Origin of the sequence: Pseudomonas parakoreensis (assembly GCF_021602155.1) — a bacterium.
Taxonomy (GTDB): domain Bacteria; phylum Pseudomonadota; class Gammaproteobacteria; order Pseudomonadales; family Pseudomonadaceae; genus Aquipseudomonas; species Aquipseudomonas parakoreensis.
Window position 1 is genome coordinate 1 of the sequence record NZ_BQHY01000021.1, and the last position, 18,540, is coordinate 18,540.

Annotated in this window: 14 protein-coding genes and 1 pseudogene; 11 read left to right on the forward strand and 4 right to left on the reverse strand. The window is 59.2% G+C overall.

Annotation, left to right across the window (positions count from 1 at the left end):
* Together L6D63_RS24535 and L6D63_RS24540 are read left to right on the forward strand one after the other, a co-directional pair.
* Window positions 1-188 (forward strand): annotated as a pseudogene (locus L6D63_RS24535) (lysis protein); the annotation flags it as partial.
* A gap of 518 nt (window positions 189-706) precedes the next feature.
* Complete coding sequence (locus L6D63_RS24540) at window positions 707-2,338, forward strand: Na+/H+ antiporter (protein ID WP_131671887.1); 1,632 nt, start codon at window positions 707-709, stop codon at window positions 2,336-2,338.
* Window positions 2,339-2,359: 21 nt separating this feature from the next.
* Here L6D63_RS24540 and L6D63_RS24545 read toward each other — a convergent pair whose 3' ends face one another.
* The 4 genes from L6D63_RS24545 to map form a co-directional block, all read right to left on the reverse strand.
* Window positions 2,360-3,007, reverse strand: coding sequence for a zinc metalloprotease (locus L6D63_RS24545; protein ID WP_047291859.1), 648 nt, complete (start codon window positions 3,005-3,007; stop codon window positions 2,360-2,362).
* 261 nt (window positions 3,008-3,268) lie between these two features.
* A complete protein-coding gene (gene dapC / locus L6D63_RS24550) occupies window positions 3,269-4,468 on the reverse strand; it encodes a succinyldiaminopimelate transaminase (RefSeq protein ID WP_047291860.1) in 1,200 nt (399 codons plus the stop codon).
* A gap of 207 nt (window positions 4,469-4,675) precedes the next feature.
* Window positions 4,676-7,378 carry a [protein-PII] uridylyltransferase gene (locus tag L6D63_RS24555; RefSeq protein ID WP_047291863.1) on the reverse strand — a complete coding sequence of 901 codons (2,703 nt, stop codon included), beginning with the start codon at window positions 7,376-7,378 and terminating at the stop codon, window positions 4,676-4,678.
* 41 nt (window positions 7,379-7,419) lie between these two features.
* The gene (map, locus tag L6D63_RS24560) at window positions 7,420-8,202 is read right to left on the reverse strand and encodes a type I methionyl aminopeptidase (protein WP_047291865.1); all 783 of its coding nucleotides are present in this window, start codon (window positions 8,200-8,202) and stop codon (window positions 7,420-7,422) included.
* Between the two features lie 373 nt (window positions 8,203-8,575).
* Here map and rpsB point away from each other — a divergent pair, with 373 nt between their 5' ends.
* The 9 genes from rpsB to bamA all read left to right on the forward strand — a co-directional run bounded on the left by rpsB (window position 8,576) and on the right by bamA (window position 18,521).
* Complete coding sequence (rpsB, locus tag L6D63_RS24565; protein ID WP_003222119.1) at window positions 8,576-9,313, forward strand: 30S ribosomal protein S2; 738 nt, start codon at window positions 8,576-8,578, stop codon at window positions 9,311-9,313.
* Between the two features lie 203 nt (window positions 9,314-9,516).
* A complete protein-coding gene (gene tsf, locus L6D63_RS24570) occupies window positions 9,517-10,380 on the forward strand; it encodes a translation elongation factor Ts (RefSeq protein WP_025110889.1) in 864 nt (287 codons plus the stop codon).
* A 212-nt stretch (window positions 10,381-10,592) separates the two neighbouring features.
* The gene (gene pyrH, locus L6D63_RS24575) at window positions 10,593-11,336 is read left to right on the forward strand and encodes a UMP kinase (RefSeq protein WP_003222124.1); all 744 of its coding nucleotides are present in this window, start codon (window positions 10,593-10,595) and stop codon (window positions 11,334-11,336) included.
* Window positions 11,333-11,890 carry a ribosome recycling factor gene (gene frr / locus L6D63_RS24580; protein ID WP_047291868.1) on the forward strand — a complete coding sequence of 186 codons (558 nt, stop codon included), beginning with the start codon at window positions 11,333-11,335 and terminating at the stop codon, window positions 11,888-11,890. The genes pyrH and frr overlap by 4 nt, the downstream gene beginning before the upstream one ends.
* Window positions 11,891-11,903: 13 nt before the next feature.
* Entirely contained in the window at window positions 11,904-12,659 is a 756-nt protein-coding gene (gene uppS, locus L6D63_RS24585; RefSeq protein ID WP_041072340.1) for a polyprenyl diphosphate synthase, read from the forward strand.
* Window positions 12,659-13,465, forward strand: coding sequence for a phosphatidate cytidylyltransferase (locus L6D63_RS24590; RefSeq protein WP_095667395.1), 807 nt, complete (start codon window positions 12,659-12,661; stop codon window positions 13,463-13,465). The genes uppS and L6D63_RS24590 overlap by 1 nt, the downstream gene beginning before the upstream one ends.
* Window positions 13,462-14,652 (forward strand): 1-deoxy-D-xylulose-5-phosphate reductoisomerase, encoded by a 1,191-nt coding sequence (gene ispC, locus L6D63_RS24595; protein WP_095667394.1) that lies wholly within the window; start codon window positions 13,462-13,464, stop codon window positions 14,650-14,652. Before L6D63_RS24590 ends, ispC begins: the two co-directional genes overlap by 4 nt.
* Before the next feature lie 54 nt (window positions 14,653-14,706).
* Window positions 14,707-16,059 carry a sigma E protease regulator RseP gene (gene rseP, locus L6D63_RS24600; RefSeq protein WP_047291874.1) on the forward strand — a complete coding sequence of 451 codons (1,353 nt, stop codon included), beginning with the start codon at window positions 14,707-14,709 and terminating at the stop codon, window positions 16,057-16,059.
* A gap of 74 nt (window positions 16,060-16,133) precedes the next feature.
* Complete coding sequence (bamA, locus tag L6D63_RS24605; RefSeq protein ID WP_047291877.1) at window positions 16,134-18,521, forward strand: outer membrane protein assembly factor BamA; 2,388 nt, start codon at window positions 16,134-16,136, stop codon at window positions 18,519-18,521.
* Window positions 18,522-18,540: the final 19 nt, after the last annotated feature.

Below are 18,540 nucleotides of genomic sequence, written 5' to 3' on the forward strand. Positions count from 1 at the left end.
CAACCGACGCTGCCAAAGGCTGCGACGTGCCAACCACCTCCAGCACCGGCGGCTTGGATCATGCAGCCGTACGAGCCCGACTTGACCCGGCGCATGCTCAACGAATTATCGCCATCACCGACACCGGTGACCGTGGATTGATCGCGCTTCAGGCGTGTCAGGCTTATATGCGGGAATTGCAAAAATAGGAGTTGTGTTGGGTCGGCAGGACGCCGCAGGCGGGTGTGAAAGTCTTCCCCAAAACGCAACCGTTTGGGCCAATGTTTATTGGGTTCTGAACAGTCGCAAAATCGGGTGGTTTTCAGTGCTGATTTACGGCTCAAGGCCTTGATTTTAAAGGCCTTGATCGATTCTTATGCGGCATCCCAGGCTTTGATGCCGAAAAGGTGCAACGTTTTACTTGAAACGGTCAAGGAATCGCCCCCTTTACAGGTGCTGGAAAAAAATGGTGTCGGATTATGCCATGACCAACGCGTTTCGGGCGGCCACGGTTGTCGTAACGCTGCAAAACCTGTGGGAGCGAGCCCGCTCGCGAAGGGGCCGTGTCAGGCAATATCTCTGTTGAATCAGACACCGCATTCGCGAGCAGGCTCGCTCCCACAAGGGGACTGCGTTCCAGCAGTGCGACATAGGTGCAACGGTCAGACGCATCCTAAGCGGCTAATATGGCAGTTCAACGCTGTCGATTGTCTGAGATTTCCGCTTTATGCAAACCGCTTACACCGTCCTGATCCTGCTGATGCTGGTCAGCGTCTCGCGGCTGGTCGGACGGGTCATCCCGCTGCCGCTGCCCCTGGTGCAAATCGCCGCCGGTGCCTTGCTGGCCTGGCCGACATTGGGCCTGCACGTGGCGCTGGATCCGGAGCTGTTCCTGTTTCTGTTCCTGCCGCCGCTGCTGTTCTCCGATGGCTGGCGGATGCCCAAACGCGAGTTCTGGCATTTGCGTGGGCCGATCCTGACGCTGGCGGTCGGCCTGGTGCTGTTCACCGTGGTCGGTGCCGGGTACTTCATTCACTGGCTGTTGCCGACAATTCCACTGCCGGTAGCCTTCGCGCTGGCCGCGGTGCTGTCGCCGACCGACGCCGTGGCGGTGTCGGCGATCTCGCAGAACCGTTTGCCGACACCGCTGATGCACATACTGCAGGGCGAAGCCTTGATGAACGATGCTTCGGGTCTGGTGACGTTCAAGTTTGCCCTGGTTGCGGCGGTCACCGGAGTGTTCTCACTGGCCAATGCCAGCCTGACCTTCGTGCTGGTGGCGGTCGGAGGCTTGGCCGTCGGCGTGGTGCTGAGCTGGCTGGTCGGGCGTTTGCGCGCGTGGATGATCGCCCGGGGCTGGGACGATCCGGCCACCCACGTGGTGTTCATGTTGCTGCTGCCGTTCGCGGCTTATGTGTTGGCCGAGCGGTTGGGCGCTTCGGGCATCCTGTCGGCGGTGGCGGCGGGAATGATGCAGAGCTGGCTCGATCTGTTGCCACGACAGACCAGCACTCGCTTGCTCAACCGTAGCGTCTGGTCGCTGCTCGAATTTGCCTTCAACGGTCTGATCTTCCTGCTGCTGGGTCTGCAATTGCCGGACATCATCAAAGCGGTGGTCAGCCACGAGCCGACGTTGTGGCCGACGCTGCTGTACCGAGGTCTCGACGTGGTGGCGATTTTCCTCGCGCTGGTGCTGTTGCGCTTTATCTGGGTGCAGAGCATCTGGCGCCTGTCGGTGCTGCTGCGCCGTTTGCGCGGCAAGGGCGACCTGACGCAAGTGCCGACCGCGCGATCCTGCTGGCTGCTGACCGTCGGCGGTGTGCGCGGTGCGGTGACGCTGGCCGGTGTGATGTCGGTGCCGATGCTGATGGGGGCCAAGGCGTTCCCCGAGCGCGATCTGCTGATCTTCATCGCCGCCGGGGTGATTCTGTTGTCGCTGATTTGCGCCTGTATCGCTTTGCCATTGCTACTGCGCGGCATCGAGAAAAGTCCGGACGACAAGCGCCGTCAGGAAGTGCGCGACGCCTGGCGCAAGACCGCCGAGGCGGCGATCCATGCGCTGGAAACCGAAGAGGTCGCGCCGCAGGACGCTGCGCAGGCAGCACTCTCGGCCGAACTCAAGGCGCGGATCATGTCCGAGTACCGGCATCAGCTTGAGGTGTTCAACGATTCGGCGGAAGCCCAGGCGCTGGCGTTCCAGATGGATCTGCTGGAGCGCCGTTTGCGACTCAAGGCGTTGCGGGCGCAACGCCTTGAGTTGTATAGCCTGAGCCGTCATCACCAGATTGGTGATGACGTGCTCAGAGAAGTATTGAGCGAGCTTGATTTGAGCGAGGCAAATCTGGGGCAGGTCAAATAGTCCGATACGGACCTGGCGCGCTCACTGACTCGCGGGGTAGGGGTAAGCGTTCGACATGAAGGTTTTATCCTGTTCGCTGAGGTCCAGATTAATGAAGATCTGGAAGTCACCGAGCGTCCACGACTGGCTGACGGGATAGTGCATGATCGACTTCTGGTCGTACTCTGAGTAAATGCTTTCGTCGGGATTGCCGAGGTCAAAATACCAGTCGTGCAGTCGTTTGCGCGTCACGCTGGCCTGGTAGTTGTCCTCTTCCGGGTCGGCGGTTATTCCGTGTTGTTTATAAATGGCTGGTTTATCCCAGGGAATGTTTGCCGTGGGGTTGGTCTGTTCATGTTCTGCGCCGAGCATGTGACCGAACTCATGCATGACATTGGCTGCGAAATAACGTGCCTGGCTCGGTGGGTGTGGCCAGAGTCGCATGGTCGGCTCATCGGGATGTAACAGAGCATCGGTACCGATCAGAGAGGAAAACGTTCCCGGTTGACTGAGTATGCGGATATCGCCTTCTTCACCTTCGACGAAATCGAACTTCAAGTTGATGTGCGGCAACCAGTTGCTGGCGGCGGCGATCGTTTCGTCCTTGAATGCCTGCGTACCGTTGAGGAACGCGATGCGAAGTGTGCTGCCGGGAGTCCAGAATTTCGCCGGATTATTTTTAGCCCACATGTTTTTGAATCTCCCAAGTACATTTAATGTTGCGGGAGATGCGTGTGTGTTCGAATTGTTTGTTTGGCTGAAGCCAGGTTGATTGCATTACGGAACATCCATGTTTTCATTCTTCAGGTTTAACTTCTCGGGTTGCTTGTTGTTCCCGACAAGTTGCTTTGAATGACGGATGCTAGGGGCTGAGGTTGAATCGGTAAATTGAATATATGTACGGTTTTATGACCGGTTACCGTGCCAGCAAAACTGGCACGGTAAAGACACTTACGACTGGCGAGAGACAAACGCGCGAATCCGCTCTGCGGCCTCGACGCATTCAGCCAGTGGCGCAACCAGCGCCATGCGCACACGACCGGCGCCCGGATTCACACCGTCTACCTCGCGGGACAGATACGAGCCTGGCACCACGGTCACGTGTTCTTGCTCGAACAGGTCGCGACAGAACGCCGCGTCGTCACCTTGTACGTTCGGCCACAGGTAGAAACTGCCGTCCGGACGCTGCACGTCCATCACCGGGCTGAGGATCGCCAAGACAGCGTCGAATTTCTCGCGGTACAGCGCACGGTTGGCGCGCACGTGCACTTCGTCATTCCATGCCGCAACGCTGGCCAGTTGGGTTTGCACCGGCATCGCGCAGCCGTGGTAGGTGCGGTAGAGCAGGAAGCCTTTGAGGACATCGGCGTCGCCCGCGACGAAACCGGAACGCAGCCCCGGCAGGTTGGAGCGCTTGGACAGGCTGTGGAACACCACGCAACGCTTGAAGTCCTTGCGGCCCAGTTCGACACACGCGCTGAGCAGGCCCGGCGGTGGGGTCTGTTCGTCGAAGTACAGTTCGCTGTAGCACTCGTCGGCGGCGATCACGAAATCGTATTCGTCCGCCAGGGCGATGAGTTTTTTCAGCACTTCGACCGGGATCAGCGCGCCCGTCGGATTGCCCGGCGAACACAGGAACAGAATCTGGCAGCGTTTCCAGATGTCGGGCGAGACCGCGTCGAAATCCGGGTTGAAACCGTTTTCGTCCAGGCACGGCAGGTAATGCGGCTTGGCCCCGGCGAGGAACGCGGCGCCTTCGTAGATCTGATAGAACGGGTTCGGGCTGACCACCAGTGCATCGTCACCGCGATTGACCACGGTCTGGGTGAAGGCGAACAGCGCTTCGCGGGTGCCGTTGACCGGCAGCACGTTGCGCGCCGGATCAATCCAGCCGCTTGGTACGCCGAAGCGACGTTCGCACCAGCCGGCGATGGCTTCGCGCAGGGCCGGGATGCCGAGGGTGGTCGGGTACACCGCCATCTGATCCAGATTGTTCGCCAGCGCTTCGGCGACAAAGCTTGGCGAACGGTGTTTCGGCTCGCCGATCGACAGGGCGATCGGGCGTTTGTCCGGGTTCGGCGTCACGCTGCCGAGCAAGGCGCGGAGCTTTTCGAACGGGTAAGGCTGGAGCTGGTTCAGAGCGTTGTTCATGGGGGCCTCGTTCAATGTGGAGAGAACTCCGTGGCGAGGGGACTTATCTCCGATCGGCTGCGCAGCAGCCGCAAAACCATCGCGTGCGGTGTAACGGATACTCCGCGATTGCCGGTTCGGGGCTGCTTCGCAACCCATCGGGGATGAATCCCCTCACCACAAAAGCCCCGGCAGCTATATCTGCCTCCACAGGGGTAGTTTGCTGATTCAAATACTGATGCGCGAAAGCTTGATATCCGGTTCCTGGTTGACGCTCAGTTGCTCGACGATTGCGTCCTGCAGGCGGCTGCACAGCAGCGGGTCGGAGAGCGGCTGGTTGTGGGCGTCGGTGATGAAGAACACGTCTTCCACGCGTTCGCCCAAGGTCGCAATCTTGGCGTTCTGCAGCGACAGGTCGAACTCGAGGAAGATCCCGCCGACCCGCGCCAGCAGGCCTGGGCGATCAGGGGCGGTGAGTTCCAGCACCGTCACCGGACGCTGAGCGTCGTTGTGGATCGTTACCTGCGGCGCGAAGGCGAAGTGCTTGAGCTGGCGCGGCACCCGGCGCTGGATGATCGTCGGGTAGTCGTCCGGGTTGCGCAGCGCTTCGGTCAAACCGTCGCGAATCTGTTTGATCCGTGTCGGGTTGTCGCCGATGGATTCACCGTCGTTGTCGAGCACGATATAGGTGTCGAGGGTGAACTGGCTGCTTGAGGTGATGACCCTGGCGTCATGAATGTTCAGGTTGAGCTGATCCATCGCGGCCACGGTCACGGCGAAGAAATCGTGTTGATCCGGCGCATAGATGAAGATCTGCGTGCCGCCCTCGAACTCGCGCTGGGTGGTTTCCTTGATCAGCACCAGCGGGCCGCCATCGGCCGGTTGCTGCAGGATCGCGTCACTGTGCCAGGCCACGTCGCCAGCGGTGTGACGCAGGAAATAGTCATCGCCCAGTTGCGCCCACAACTGTTCGACGTCGTCCGGATCGGTGCCGCCACGCACGAGGATGTCCAGTGCGGCGCTCTGGGTCTGGCGGATCTGCTCTTCGCGATCCACCGGGTTTTCCAGGCCACGACGCAGAGCGCGTTTGGTCTCGGTATAGAGCTGGCGCAACAGGCTGGCGCGCCAGGAGTTCCACAGCGTCGGGTTGGTCGCGTTGATATCGGCAACCGTCAGCACGTACAGGTAGTCCAGACGGGTTTCGTCGCCGACGATCTGCGCGAAATCATGGATCACCTGCGGATCGGACAGATCCTTGCGCTGCGCGGTGGTCGACATCACCAGGTGGTTCTGCACCAGCCAGACGATCAGGCGGCTGTCCCACAGCGGCAACTGATGGCGCTGGCAGAACGCTTCGGCATCGACCGCGCCGATGTCCGAGTGATCGCCATGCCGGCCCTTGCCGATGTCGTGGTACAGGCCGGCCATGTAAATGAGCTCAGGCTTGGGCAGTTTGGCCATGAGTTTGGCGGCCAGCGGGAATTTTTCCGACACCTGGGTGTACTGCAATTTTCGCAGGTGTTTGATCAGATTCAGCGTGTGCGCATCGACCGTATAGATGTGGAACAGGTCGTGCTGCATTTGCCCGACGATAAAGCCGAACTCCGGCAGATAACGCCCGAGGATGCCGTAGCGGTTCATCCGGCGCAGGTTGCGGTGCACGCCGATCTTGCACTTGAAGAGCTCGATGAACAGGCTGGTATTGCGGATATCGTTGCGGAAATTGTCGTCGATCAGGTGCCGGTTCTCGCGCAGCAGACGAATGGTGTCGGCGCGCACACCTTTGATTTCCGGCTGCTGGGCCATCAACACGAAAATCTCGAGCATGGCGAACGGCGTGCGACGGAACACGTTGTCGTTGCGCGCTTCGATGTAGCCGTCGTGCAACTGGAAGCGCGAGTTGATCGGCTGCGGCGGCGCTTCGTCTTCCGGGGCGAGGATGACTTCCTCGAAATGCTGGATGATCAGGTCGCTGAGCTGGGCGATGCTCATCACCACGCGGAAATACTGCTGCATGAAGTTTTCGACCGCCTGTTTGGCGTCGTCGCCTTCAAAGCCGAGCAGGCCGGCGATGGTCCGTTGATGATCGAACAGCAGACGATCTTCGGAGCGACCGGCGAGCATGTGCAGGGCATAGCGCACTTTCCACAGAAATTCCTGGGACGACGCCAGCAGGGCGTTTTCGCTCTCGACCAGAAAACCTTCGCCGGCGAGGGCGCGCAGGTTCAGGGTGCCGTACTGACGCCGGGCCACCCACAGAATCGTCTGGATATCCCGCAGGCCGCCGGGCGAGCCTTTGACGTTGGGTTCCAGGTTGTATTCGGTGTCGTTGTACTTGTGGTGGCGGGCCTTCTGTTCGGCGCGCTTGGCCAGGAAAAACTCCTTGGCCGGCCACATGTGGGCCGTGCTGGTGACATCAAGCATGCGCTGACGCAGGCGCTCGGGGCCGCAGATGGTGCGGCTTTCCATCAGGTTGGTGACCACGGTCAGGTCGGCACGGGCTTCCTCGGCGCATTCATCGACCGAGCGTACGCTCTGGCCGACTTCCAGGCCGATGTCCCACAGCAGCGTTAGAAAACGCTCGATGGAGTCGCGGAAAACTTCGTGATCGGCGCTGTCCAGCAGGATCAGCAAGTCGATGTCGGAATAGGGATGCAGCTCGCCCCGGCCGTAGCCACCGACCGCGACCAGCGCGATGTCGGCGTCTTCGCTCCAGTTGAACTGCTCCCAGGCCTTTTGCAGGATGTTGTCGACGAACCATGCGCGGTCTTCGATCAGGCGGCGGATGTCGCGGCCATTGCGAAAACGCGTGTCGAGGACCTCGCGCGCCTGGCGGATCGCCTTTTTGAACGCCGCGATAGGACTCGCTTTCAGGGCCAGTTCAGCCTGGAACTGGCCGCGGTCGAAGAGTTCGGGATCCACCTGCGGCATCGATTGGCTTTCCTTCTATAAAGGTGGGAGCGTTCTAGGGGTCAGGCCGAGACGCGCGGGATCGTGTCGTCGGCGCGCAGGGTGAAGATCTCGTAGCCGGTGTCGGTCACCAGCAGGGTGTGTTCCCACTGCGCCGAGAGCTTGCGGTCCTTGGTGATCGCGGTCCAGCCGTCGCCCAGCACCTTGGTGTCGGCCTTGCCCTGGTTGATCATCGGCTCGATGGTGAAGGTCATGCCGGCCTTCAGTTCCATGCCGGTGCCGGCGCGGCCGTAGTGCAGGATCTGCGGTTCTTCGTGGAACACCTTGCCGATGCCGTGGCCGCAGAACTCGCGAACCACCGAGAAACCGTTCTTTTCCGCGTGCTTCTGGATGACTTCACCGATGTCGCCGAGGCGGCAGCCAGGTTTGACGATCTCGATTGCCTTGTACATGCATTCCTGAGTGACCTGCGACAGGCGCTCGGCCCAGACGGGCACTTCGCCAACGTGGAACATGCGGCTGGTGTCGCCGTGGTAGCCGTCCTTGATCACGGTGACGTCGATATTCAGGGTGTCACCGTTTTTCAGTGGCTTGTCGTTCGGGATGCCGTGGCAGACCACATGGTTGATCGAGGTGCAGATCGACTTCGGAAAACCCTTGTAGTTGAGCGGGGCCGGAATGGCCTGCTGCACGTTAACGATGTAGTCGTGGCAGATCTGGTTCAGTTGATCGGTGGTCACGCCCGGTTTGACGTGTTCGGCAATCATTTCCAGCACATCGGCGGCCAGTTTGCCGGCGACACGCATGCCAGCGATGTCCTCGGGGGTTTTGAGGTTGACGGTCATACAGGCTCTCTCTGCGCTCGGCGGCGCTTGCTGATACGGATAGGGTGGCAGGTGTACGTTTTGCGACCCTGAAAAACCCGATTCTAACAGACGAAAGGCGCAAATCCGCGCCTGCGTACATCGTCTCTCTCTATACAATGGTGTGCCTGACGGCGATTCCAAGGGGGCTGCGCCCATGTCCCTGGTGCGAATACAGATTCCGGGTTCCGTTTCTGCGCGCCCTGTGGTATAAAATGCGCCGCTTTCCGGGGATGCCCCGAGAAGCTTAAATCCACACACGTGTCGACACGATGACCTGGGTGCCTTTGGCTTTATGCCACTGGTTGGTCATTGGGATACGTGGAGGCCAAACCCGACTTATTAAGGAACTATCATGTCCCAAGTCAACATGCGCGATATGCTGAAGGCCGGTGTGCACTTCGGTCACCAAACCCGTTACTGGAATCCGAAAATGGGCAAGTACATTTTCGGCGCGCGTAACAAGATTCACATCATCAACCTTGAAAAAACCCTGCCAATGTTCAACGAAGCTCTGACTTTCGTAGAGCGTCTGGCCCAGGGCAAAAACAAGATTCTGTTCGTCGGCACCAAGCGTTCCGCTGGCAAGATCGTTGCTGAAGAAGCAGCACGTTGCGGTTCGCCGTACGTCGACCACCGCTGGTTGGGCGGCATGCTGACCAACTTCAAAACCATTCGTGCTTCCATCAAGCGTCTGCGTGACCTTGAAGTTCAAGCCGAAGACGGTACTTTCGCCAAGCTGACCAAGAAAGAAGCGCTGATGCGCTCCCGTGACCTGGAAAAGCTGGATCGCTCCCTGGGCGGCATCAAGGACATGGGCGGTCTGCCAGACGCACTGTTCGTGATCGACGTTGACCACGAGCGCATCGCGATCACCGAAGCCAACAAGCTGGGCATCCCGGTCATCGGCGTTGTCGATACCAACAGCAGCCCGGAAGGCGTTGACTACATCATCCCAGGCAACGATGACGCAATCCGCGCTATCCAGCTGTACATGGGTTCGATGGCTGACGCAGTGATCCGTGGTCGCAACAATGTTGCTGGCGGCACTGTTGAATTCGCAGCTGAAGAAACTCAGGCTGCAGCTGAGTAATCGACGCCCTGGCGTTGACTCAGTAAGCAAAAAGGGGGCTTGGCCCCCTTTTTGCCACCTCGAAAACCGTTTGTTGGCGCCCACGTGTGGCAGCGCACCTCCTGCATTTGTAACGTGCAGCAGCTACAAGGTGTTTCGGGAAGAATTGAACGCCCGTTCGATCGGGTGGAATGGTTGAAAACCTATCCAAGAGGAATTTGAAAATGGCAGCAATTACTGCAGCGTTGGTTAAAGAACTGCGCGAGCGTACCGGCGAAGGCATGATGGACTGCAAGAAAGCCCTGGAAAAGGCTGACGGCGACATCGAAAAAGCCATTGATGACATGCGTGCTTCGGGCGCGATCAAGGCTGCGAAAAAGGCTGGCAACGTTGCCGCTGAAGGCGCAATCGCAATCAAGGACGACGGTAAAGCTGCCGTTATCCTGGAAGTGAACTCGCAGACCGACTTCCTGGCTCTGCAAGACGACTTCAAAAACTTTGTTGCTGCCAGCGTAGAAAAAGCCTTCGCTGACAAGCTGACCGACGCTGCTCCGCTGATCGCTGCTCAAGAAGCCGCTCGCGAAGCACTGGTTGCCAAAGTAGGCGAAAACGTCAACATCCGTCGTCTGACCCGTATCGAAGGTGACGTTGTAGGTTCCTACCTGCACGGCAACAAGATCGGTGTTGTTGTGGCTCTGAAAGGCGGCGACGTCGAGCTGGCCAAAGACATCGCGATGCACGTAGCTGCAAGCAACCCTGAGTTCCTGCTGCCTTCGCAGGTTTCGGCTGAAGCGATCGAGCGTGAAAAGGCTGTGTTCCTGCAGCTGAACGAAGAGAAGATCAAAGGCAAGCCAGAAAACATTGTTGAGAACATGGTCAAAGGCCGTATCAGCAAGTTCCTGGCAGAAGCGAGCCTGGTTGAGCAGGCGTTCGTCAAGAACCCTGAGATCAAGGTTGGCGAGCTGGCCAAGAAAGGCGGCGCAGAAATCGTTTCCTTCACCTACTTCAAAGTAGGCGAAGGCATCGAGAAGCCGGTCGACAACTTCGCTGAAGAAGTTGCTGCCCAGCTGGCTGCCGCCAAGCAATAAGACGGTTTTTCAACTGTCGCCCGAAAGAGGCTGCCCGCTCACGCGCGCAGCCTCTTTTCAGATGGGGTTACCAGTTTTTAATTGGTTTCCACTGGGAACTGACTTACAAAGCCAGGTTCCGATGGCGCTGAAGCAGCGCCAAGCTAGAGTGAACGGCAGCTGTAAAACAGCTTGCACAGAATTTTTTAAATACGCCGCAGGAGAGATTCGCAATGGCTCAGCAGGGCAGTGGTTATCAGGCTCGCTATAAACGCATTCTACTCAAGCTTAGCGGCGAGGCCCTGATGGGCTCGGAAGAGTTCGGGATCGATCCAAAAGTGCTGGATCGGATGGCGCTGGAAGTCGGCCAGCTGGTCGGCATCGGCGTACAGGTCGGTCTGGTGATCGGCGGTGGCAACCTGTTCCGTGGCGAGGCCTTGAGCAAGGCCGGCATGGATCGGGTGACAGGCGACCACATGGGCATGCTGGCCACTGTGATGAACGCCCTGGCCATGCGCGACGCGCTGGAACGTGCCAATATCTCGGCCATCGTGATGTCGGCCATTTCCATGGTTGGCGTGACCGATCACTATGATCGCCGCAAAGCCATGCGCCACCTGAACTCCAAGGACGTGGTGATTTTCGCCGCCGGTACCGGCAATCCGTTCTTTACCACGGATTCGGCAGCCTGCCTGCGTGCCATCGAAATCGATGCCGACGTCGTGCTGAAAGCGACCAAGGTTGATGGCGTCTACACCGCAGACCCGTTCAAAGACCCGCATGCCGAGAAGTTCGATCATCTGACTTATGATGAAGTGCTGGATCGCAAGCTGGGCGTGATGGATCTGACTGCTATCTGCCTGTGCCGCGATCACAAGATGCCGCTGCGCGTATTCAACATGAACAAGCCCGGCGCCCTGCTGAACATCGTGCATGGCGGCGCTGAAGGCACTCTGATCGAGGAAGGTCAACAATGATCAACGAAATCAAGAAAGACGCCCAAGCGCGTATGCAGAAATCCCTGGAATCTCTGAATCACGCGTTCGGCCAGATTCGTACCGGCAAGGCTCACCCGAGCATTCTCGGTAGTGTCATGGTGCCTTACTACGGCACTGACACCCCGCTGAGCAGCGTCGCCAACGTCACCGTGAAAGATTCGCGTACCCTGCAAGTCGTGGCTTTCGAGCGCAACATGCTCGCTGCCGTCGACAAGGCGATCCAGAGCGCCGGTCTGAACCTCAATCCGACCAACCTGGGTGAGTTGCTTTTGATCCCGATGCCTGCCCTCACCGAGGAAACGCGCAAGGGCTTCACCAAGCAGGCTCGTAGCGCAGCGGAAGACGCGCGCGTTGCCGTGCGCAACATTCGTCGTGACGCATTGGGTGAGCTTAAAAAACTGGTCAAGGACAAGGAAATCAGTGAAGACGAAGAACGTCGTGCCATCGCTGATATCGATAAGCTGACCAAAGAATCCGAGGCCCAGATCACCAAGGCCACGGACGAGAAAGAAAAAGACCTGATGGCCGTATAAGGGTCGCGTTTCAATGGAAAAGACCAAGCAGTCTGCGCCGTCCGCGGTGCCGCGCCATGTCGCGATCATCATGGATGGCAATAATCGCTGGGCGAAAAAACGCTTTATGCCGGGTGTCGCCGGGCATAAAGCCGGCGTGGATGCTGTGCGGGCGGTAATCGAGGTGTGCGCCGAGGCCAAGGTCGAAGTGCTCACCCTGTTCGCCTTTTCCAGTGAAAACTGGCAGCGCCCGGCCGATGAGGTCAGTGCCTTGATGGACCTGTTCTTCAAGGCCCTGCGTCGTGAGGCCAAGCGCCTCAACGACAACAACATCAGCTTGCGCATCATCGGTGATCGCTCGCGCTTCCACCCTGAGCTTCAGGCGGCGATGCGCGAAGCCGAGGCCATGACCGCCGGTGCCAACCGCTTTATTCTGCAGATCGCCGCCAACTACGGCGGTCAGTGGGATATTGCCCAGGCGGCGCAACGTCTGGCGCGTGAGGTTCAGGCCGGGCATCTGCGTCCGGAAGACATCACTCCGGAGCTGTTGCAAACCTGTCTGGCGACCGGCGACCTGCCGCTGCCAGACTTGTGCATCCGCACTGGTGGCGAGCACCGCATCAGCAATTTCCTGCTGTGGCAACTGGCGTATGCCGAGTTGTACTTCTCCGACCTGTTCTGGCCGGACTTCAAACACGAAGCCATGCGCACTGCGCTGGCCGATTTCGCTTCGCGCCAGCGTCGCTTCGGTAAAACGAGCGAACAGGTCGAAGCTGGAGCCCGGGTTTAATGCTTAAACAACGAATCATCACTGCGCTGATCCTGCTGCCGATCGCTCTGTGCGGTTTCTTCCTGCTCGAGGGATCCGGTTTTGCGCTGTTCATCGGTCTGGTCGTGAGTCTGGGTGCCTGGGAATGGGCGCGTCTGGCGGGCTTTACCGCGCAGTCGTTCCGTGTCGGCTTTGCCGCTGTCGTCGCGCTGATGCTGTTCGTCATGTACGTCCTGCCGGGCCTGGCCCCTTGGGTGTTGGGCGCTTCGGTGTTGTGGTGGGCGGTGGCGACTTACCTGGTGCTGACGTATCCACGCTCAAGCGAGCATTGGTCCACAGCAGCCACCAAACTGGTGATCGGCTTGCTGATCCTGCTGCCGGCCTGGCAAGGTCTGGTGCAGATCAAACAGTACCCGCTGGGCAACTGGCTGATCATGGCGGTGATGGTGCTGGTCTGGGGCGCCGACATCGGTGCTTATTTCTCCGGCCGTGCTTTCGGCAAGCGCAAACTGGCGCCGCAAGTCAGTCCGGGCAAAAGCTGGGAAGGCGTTTACGGTGGCCTGGCGCTGAGTCTGTTGATCACCGCGATCGTCGGTCTGGTTCGCGACTGGACGGTGGCTGAGCTGCTCAAAGGGCTGATCGGCGCGGCATTGATCGTATTCATTTCGGTGGTGGGCGACCTCACCGAAAGCATGTTCAAGCGCCAGTCCGGCATCAAGGATAGCAGCAACCTGCTGCCAGGCCATGGCGGCGTGCTTGATCGCATCGACAGCCTGACCGCTGCGATCCCGATTTTCGCTGTATTGCTGTGGATGGCTGCACCGTGAGCCGTCCTCAACAGATCACTGTTCTGGGGGCCACCGGTTCGATTGGTCTGAGCACCCTCGACGTCATCGCGCGTCATCCCGAGCGCTATCAGGTGTTCGCCCTGAGCGGTTTCACGCGTCTGAGCGAATTGCTGGCCTTGTGCGTGCGTCATGTGCCGCAATTCGCAGTCGTGCCGGAAGTGGCGGCGGCGCGTGGTTTGCAGGACGACCTGCGGGCTGCCGGTCTGTCCACTCGCGTATTGGTGGGGGAGGAGGGCCTGTGTCAGGTTGCCTCTGCACCTGAAGTCGATGCCGTGATGGCCGCCATCGTCGGTGCCGCAGGCCTGCGACCGACCCTGGCGGCGGTGGAGGCTGGCAAGAAGATCCTGCTGGCCAATAAAGAGGCGCTGGTGATGTCCGGCGCGCTGTTCATGCAGGCCGTGCACAAGAGCGGCTCGGTGCTGCTGCCGATCGACAGCGAGCACAACGCGATCTTCCAGTGCATGCCGCAGGATTTTTCCCGTGGGCTGAGTACAGTCGGTGTGCGACGGATTTTGCTCACGGCTTCGGGCGGGCCTTTCCGCCAGACGCCGTTGAGCGAGCTGGCGCACGTTTCGCCTGATCAGGCGTGTGCGCACCCGAACTGGTCCATGGGGCGCAAGATTTCCGTGGACTCGGCCAGCATGATGAACAAGGGTCTGGAATTGATCGAGGCCTGCTGGCTGTTCGACGCCAAGCCGTCGCAGGTCGAGGTGGTGATCCATCCGCAGAGTGTGATTCACTCGCTGGTCGATTATGTCGATGGCTCGGTGCTGGCGCAGTTGGGCAATCCCGACATGCGCACGCCGATTGCCAATGCACTGGCCTGGCCTGAGCGTATCGACTCCGGTGTAGCGCCCTTGGATCTGTTTGCCATCGCGCGCCTGGATTTCGAGGCGCCGGACGAAGAGCGTTTTCCTTGCCTGCGCCTGGCGCAACAGGCGGCCGAGGCGGGTAACAGTGCGCCGGCGATGCTCAATGCGGCCAACGAAGTGGCGGTCGCCGCGTTTCTCGACGGACGTGTGGGTTATCTGGAAATCGCGAGTATCATCGAGGACGTGCTGAGCCTCGAGCCAGTGGTTGCGCTGGAGGATCTGGACGCGGTGTTTACCGCAGACGCGAAAGCGCGGACTCTGGCCGGGCAGTGGCTGAATCGTCACGGGCGATAGCCGTTGCAGTACCATGGCGTCACGCGGCACTGAACAGGATTGCGGAGAAAGTAGATGAGCGCGCTCTATATGATTGCCGGCACCCTGATCGCTTTGGGTGTGCTGGTCACCTTTCACGAATTCGGCCACTTCTGGGTCGCGCGTCGCTGTGGCGTCAAGGTTCTGCGTTTTTCCGTCGGCTTCGGCATGCCCCTGTTGCGCTGGCACGACAAGCAGGGCACTGAATTTGTCGTCGCCGCGATTCCGCTGGGCGGCTACGTCAAGATGCTCGATGAGCGTGAAGGCGAAGTCCCGGCCGATCAGCTTCATCAATCCTTCAATCGTAAATCGGTGCGCCAGCGCATCGCCATTGTCGCGGCGGGGCCGATTGCCAACTTCCTGCTGGCCCTGGTGTTTTTCTGGGTGCTGGCCATGCTCGGCAGCGAGCAGATCCGTCCGGTGATCGGTGCCGTCGAGTCCGGCAGCATTGCGGCCAGGGCCGGTTTGAGCGCGGGCCAGGAGATCGTCGCCATCGATGGTGAGCCTACCTCCGGTTGGGCTGCCGTCAATTTGCAACTGGTGCGTCGTCTGGGGGAAAGTGGTTCCCTGCAATTGCTCGTGCGCGAGCAGGGTTCGACCGTCGACGCGCCGCGTGAGCTGGCGCTGGACCATTGGCTCAAAGGCGCTGACGAGCCCGATCCCATTCGCTCGCTGGGTATTCGCCCATGGCGCCCGGCTTTGCCGCCAGTACTGGCTGAACTCGATCCAAAAGGCCCGGCACAAGCCGCCGGTCTGAAAACCGGTGATCGCCTGCTGGCGCTCGACGGCCTGGCGCTGAATGACTGGCAGCAAGTGGTCGACAGCGTTCGTACGCGTCCTGATACCAAAATCATGCTGAAAGTCGAGCGTGATGGTGCTCAAATCGACGTCCCGGTGACCCTGGCGGCGCGCGGCGAAAGCAAGTCGCCAAGCGGTTATCTCGGGGCGGGCGTAAAAGCCGTGGACTGGCCGCCAGAAATGATTCGCGAGGTCAGTTATGGTCCGTTGGCCGCGATTGGCGAGGGTGCCCGTCGTACCTGGACCATGAGCGTGCTGACGCTGGACTCGTTGAAGAAAATGCTGTTTGGCGAGCTCTCGGTAAAAAACTTGAGTGGGCCGATAACCATTGCTAAAGTGGCGGGCGCTTCTGCCCAGTCGGGCGTTGCTGATTTCCTGAATTTCCTTGCTTATCTGAGTATTAGCCTGGGGGTTCTGAATTTGCTGCCCATTCCTGTACTGGATGGGGGGCATTTGTTGTTTTATCTGATTGAGTGGGTGCGTGGTCGCCCCTTGTCGGATCGGGTGCAAGGTTGGGGGGTGCAGATCGGTATCAGTTTGGTGGTCGGAGTGATGTTGCTTGCTCTGGTCAATGATCTGGGTCGACTGTAAAGCTTCGCTGAATTGCGAATCTGCCGCATTTTGCGGCAGTTTGTTTATTGCCAGTTGGAATAAGAAAGGACTTCATGAAACGTCTGCTGCTAACTGCGGTTCTCACCGTATTGATGATCGCCGAAGTTCACGCCGAGTCCTTCACTATCTCTGATATTCGCGTCAACGGCCTCCAGCGGGTCTCCGCGGGTAGCGTCTTTGGTGCCTTGCCGTTGAACGTCGGCGAGCAGGCGGATGATCGTCGCCTGGTGGAATCCACTCGTGCGTTGTTCAAAACCGGTTTCTTTCAAGATATCCAGCTGGGCCGCGAAGGCAACGTTCTGGTGATCACGGTCGTCGAACGTCCGTCGGTCGCCAGTATCGAGATCGAGGGTAACAAGGCGATCTCTACCGAAGACCTGATGAAAGGCCTGAAGCAGTCCGGTCTGTCCGAAGGTGAAATCTTCCAGCGCGCCACCCTCGAAGGTGTCCGTAACGAGCTGCAGCGTCAGTACGTTGCCCAGGGCCGTTACTCGGCGACCGTCGATACCGAGGTGGTCTCGCAGCCGCGTAACCGTGTTGCGCTGAAAGTGAAGATCAACGAAGGCACCGTGGCCGCGATCCAGCACATCAACGTGGTGGGTAACACGGTCTTCCCTGATGACGACCTGATCGACCTGTTCGAGCTGAAAACCACCAACTGGCTGTCGTTCTTCAAGAACGATGACAAGTACGCCCGTGAAAAACTGTCCGGCGACCTGGAGCGTCTGCGTTCCTACTACCTGGACCGTGGTTACATCAACATGGATATCGCTTCGACCCAGGTATCCATCACCCCGGACAAGAAGCACGTCTACATCACCGTCAACATCACCGAAGGCGAGAAGTACACCGTACGTGACGTCAAGCTCAGCGGTGACCTGAAAGTCCCTGAAGACCAGGTCAAGTCGCTGTTGCTGGTGCAGAAAGGCCAGGTGTTCTCGCGCAAGCTGATGACCACCACTTCCGAACTGATCACTCGTCGCCTGGGTAACGAGGGTTACACCTTCGCCAACGTGAACGGCGTTCCTCAGCCGCATGACGACGATCACACCGTGGACATCCTGTTCGCCGTCGACCCGGGCAAGCGTGCCTACGTCAACCGTATCAATTTCCGTGGCAACACCAAGTCCGAAGACGAAGTGCTGCGTCGCGAAATGCGTCAGATGGAAGGCGGCTGGGCTTCGACCTACCTGATCGACCAGTCCAAGACCCGTCTTGAACGTCTGGGCTTCTTCAAGGAAGTGAACGTCGAGACTCCGGCTGTACCGGGTGTCGACGACCAGGTGGACGTGAACTACGCCGTTGAAGAACAAGCTTCCGGTTCGATCACCGCCAGCGTCGGTTTCGCCCAGAGCGCCGGTCTGATCCTCGGTGGTTCGATCACCCAGAACAACTTCCTGGGTACCGGTAACCGTGTGAGCGTGGGCCTGACCCGCAGCGAATACCAGAGCCGCTACAACTTCGGCTACGTTGACCCCTACTGGACCGCCGATGGCGTGAGCCTGGGTTACAACGCGTTCTATCGCACCACCGACTACAAAGACCTCGACGTCGACGTAGCGAGCTATGCGGTAGACAGCCTGGGTGCCGGCGTCAACGTTGGCTACCCGATCAGCGAGACTTCGCGTTTGACCTTCGGTCTGTCCGCTCAGCAGGACAAGATCAAGACCGGTCAATACACCGTTGACGAGATTTTCGACTTCGTTAACAAGGAAGGCGACAACTACCTGAACTTCAAGGCTTCGGCTGGCTGGTCCGAGTCAACCCTGAACAAGGGCGTACTGCCGACCCGTGGTCGTTCCCAGAGCCTGACCCTGGAAACCACGATTCCGGGCAGCGACCTGTCGTTCTACAAACTCGACTACCGTGGTCAGTTGTTCCAGCCGATCACCGAAAACTACACCCTGCGTCTGCACACCGAACTGGGTTATGGCGACGGTTATGGTTCGACCGACGGCTTGCCGTTCTATGAAAACTACTATGCTGGTGGTTTCAACTCGGTACGTGGCTTCAAGGACAGTACGCTGGGTCCTCGCAGTACCCCGAGTCGTGGTCAGGCGGTCACCGGTAACGCCGGTACCATTGCCGACCCGGATCAGGATCCGCTGCCGTTCGGTGGCAACGTATTGATCCAGGGTGGTGTAGAGGTTCTGTTCCCGCTGCCGTTCGTGAAAGATCAGCGATCCCTGCGTACCTCGGTATTCTGGGACGTCGGTAACGTGTTCGACTCGACTTGCAAGTCGACCACCAATGCTGACGGTACAAAAGCCAACACACAGTGCAACGACATCAGTCTGAGCAACATGGCCAGTTCCGTCGGTGTTGGCGTGACCTGGGTAACCGCACTGGGGCCTTTGAGCTTCGCGTTGGCTACACCGATCAAGAAACCGGATAACGCTGAAACTCAAGTGTTCCAATTCTCCCTCGGCCAGACGTTCTAAGCGTCTGACCCAAGATAAC

Coding starts and splice junctions, on each gene's coding strand:
- frr (WP_047291868.1), top strand. CDS start 11,333: ATGATCAACGAAATCAAGAAAGACGCCCAAGCGCGTATGCAGAAATCC.
- pyrH (WP_003222124.1), top strand. CDS start 10,593: ATGGCTCAGCAGGGCAGTGGTTATCAGGCTCGCTATAAACGCATTCTA.
- map (WP_047291865.1), bottom strand. CDS start 8,202: ATGACCGTCAACCTCAAAACCCCCGAGGACATCGCTGGCATGCGTGTC.
- L6D63_RS24545 (WP_047291859.1), bottom strand. CDS start 3,007: ATGTGGGCTAAAAATAATCCGGCGAAATTCTGGACTCCCGGCAGCACA.
- dapC (WP_047291860.1), bottom strand. CDS start 4,468: ATGAACAACGCTCTGAACCAGCTCCAGCCTTACCCGTTCGAAAAGCTC.
- L6D63_RS24540 (WP_131671887.1), top strand. CDS start 707: ATGCAAACCGCTTACACCGTCCTGATCCTGCTGATGCTGGTCAGCGTC.
- rseP (WP_047291874.1), top strand. CDS start 14,707: ATGAGCGCGCTCTATATGATTGCCGGCACCCTGATCGCTTTGGGTGTG.
- bamA (WP_047291877.1), top strand. CDS start 16,134: ATGAAACGTCTGCTGCTAACTGCGGTTCTCACCGTATTGATGATCGCC.
- tsf (WP_025110889.1), top strand. CDS start 9,517: ATGGCAGCAATTACTGCAGCGTTGGTTAAAGAACTGCGCGAGCGTACC.
- uppS (WP_041072340.1), top strand. CDS start 11,904: ATGGAAAAGACCAAGCAGTCTGCGCCGTCCGCGGTGCCGCGCCATGTC.
- rpsB (WP_003222119.1), top strand. CDS start 8,576: ATGTCCCAAGTCAACATGCGCGATATGCTGAAGGCCGGTGTGCACTTC.
- L6D63_RS24555 (WP_047291863.1), bottom strand. CDS start 7,378: ATGCCGCAGGTGGATCCCGAACTCTTCGACCGCGGCCAGTTCCAGGCT.
- L6D63_RS24590 (WP_095667395.1), top strand. CDS start 12,659: ATGCTTAAACAACGAATCATCACTGCGCTGATCCTGCTGCCGATCGCT.